The organism is Mucilaginibacter sp. P4_E8, from assembly GCF_056401495.1.
The window spans coordinates 1-2013 of the sequence record NZ_JBFUJG010000332.1; the positions used below are offsets into that span (position 1 = coordinate 1).

3 protein-coding genes are annotated in these 2013 nt (G+C 38.8%); 1 reads left to right on the forward strand and 2 read right to left on the reverse strand.

Going from position 1 to position 2013, the window contains the following annotated elements:
- Positions 1 to 394: hypothetical protein (locus AC1DRQ_RS31095; RefSeq protein WP_477429935.1), on the forward strand; the 394-nt coding region annotated here is incomplete at its 5' end.
- Between the two features lie 114 nt (positions 395 to 508).
- Here AC1DRQ_RS31095 and AC1DRQ_RS31100 read toward each other — a convergent pair.
- Together AC1DRQ_RS31100 and AC1DRQ_RS31105 are read right to left on the reverse strand one after the other, a co-directional pair.
- Positions 509 to 1483 carry a polyprenyl synthetase family protein gene (locus AC1DRQ_RS31100; protein ID WP_477429937.1) on the reverse strand — a complete coding sequence of 325 codons (975 nt, stop codon included), beginning with the start codon at positions 1481 to 1483 and terminating at the stop codon, positions 509 to 511.
- 76 nt (positions 1484 to 1559) lie between these two features.
- The coding region (locus tag AC1DRQ_RS31105; protein WP_477429939.1) for a S1 RNA-binding domain-containing protein at positions 1560 to 2013 on the reverse strand (454 nt) is incomplete at its 5' end.

Consider the following 2013-nt stretch of genomic DNA (forward strand, 5'->3'; position numbering starts at 1 on the left):
TTATTTTACCCGTGATGGTTATATGTTAAAGGATGATATAAAAGATTTTGAAAAACTTAATATCAGTTATGCGGAATTGTTAATCATGCGTTCATCAGGAATAATTATTGAATCAGATACTTTAGCTTTTACCAAGAAGAAAAGTGCAGAATTTTATGTAAAAACTGAAAATGAAGAAATAAGTAAAATGGGCGTAGCTTTTAAGTATTTAAGACATGCTATATGGATAAGTAATGATAATATTGAAAAAATGCCCTTTTCATGTTATGGTTTGACTAATTCAGGGAGGGAGTTGCTGAATATAATACAATACGAAGAAGATTTTAAATACCTACAGGACCTTAAAGAAACTTTTGAACAAAGAAAATTTGAAGTCTATCTTGTAAAATTATAGAACAAACGAAGACATCTTGTTTGAAGATTATAAAAAATGACCTTTAGCAGGATAATCAAATCAAACTTTGAGCATATAAATTCTATCTAAAGATCTATATGCATCACTCAAGTTTTAATGCTCCCTTACCAGCAAACTATCGGCAAATTGTCTCAGGTACTGTCTGCGTTCTTCGGGCAGGTTTATATTGTCTAATGCATTAAATGCGCGCTCTGCATAGGTTTGCATAGCTTTTTCTGCATGTTGTCTTATTTGTAGTTGGTTATATATGTCAGTTACGGCAGTCACTTTATTCTGCGCATCAAATTGCCGCACGGTGAGCCAGTTATTTAACTCGTTAGCTTGTTGGTTTTCAGCCAGTTCAAGAGCTTTGATGAGCAGGTAAGTTTTTTTGTTGGATATAATATCCCCCCCAACCTGTTTGCCAAATTTATCAGGATCTCCGTATACATCAAGTATATCGTCCTGTAACTGGAAAGCTATGCCCAGGTTTACGCCAAAGCTGCATAACAGATCCGCGTCGTTTAATTCAGCGCCGCCAATAATGGCGCCTATTTTTAAGGTACCGCCCAATAATACCGCTGTTTTAAGGCGTATCATATTCAGGTATTCATTAATGCTTACATTATTGCGCTCCTCAAAGCTCATATCAATCTGCTGACCTTCGCATACCCCCGTGGCTGTTTCGTTAAATACATCCATTACCGGGCGTAAAATGGCGTCCCGAACCTTCATCATCAGCTTGTTCGATTCTACCATCATGGCATCGCCAGAGAGGATGGCTACATTAGCGTTCCATTTTTCATGTACAGTTACCTGACCGCGGCGCAATGGCGCTTTATCCATAATATCATCATGCATCAGCGTGAAGTTGTGAAATACCTCTATTGCCAAAGCAGGTTCAACCGCGCTTTCCACATCGCCGCCAAAAAGATCACAAGCCATGAGCAGCAGGGCAGGGCGCAGGCGTTTACCGCCCAGGGCCAATATATAACTTATGGGTTCATATAACTCCGCAGGGGATTCAGGAAAGGTAAGTTTATCAACAGCTTCATTTATTAATACCTGCAGATCTGTAAGTTTCTTCATTTTATTAGTTAAATAGTTGATTGGGTTGATCAAGCGAGCGGTTAAGCTAACTTATGGCAACCAATCAACTAACGTATTACTCCTGTACTAACGAAAAATCAATTTGCTTTTTAGTCAGGTCAACATTTTTTACCCTGATACTCACTTCATCGCCAAGTTGATAGATCTTCTTTTTACGCTGGCCAATGATAGCATAATTTTTCTCGTCCAAAGTATAAAAATCATCAGATATATCACGCAAACGGATCATGCCTTCGCATTTATTTTCAATGATTTCTACATACATGCCCCATTCGGTAACACCAGATATGATGCCGGTAAATATGTTGCCAACCTGATCTTTCAAATATTCGGCCTGTTTGTATTTTACCGATGAACGCTCGGCATCAGCTGCTTTCTTCTCCATTTGCGAACTGTGCGAACACAGTTTTTCGTAATGCTCGGCATTGGCAGATTGACCTCCATTTAAATAATGAAACAGGAGCCTGTGCACCATTACATCAGGATAACGGCGGATGGGTGAAGTAAAG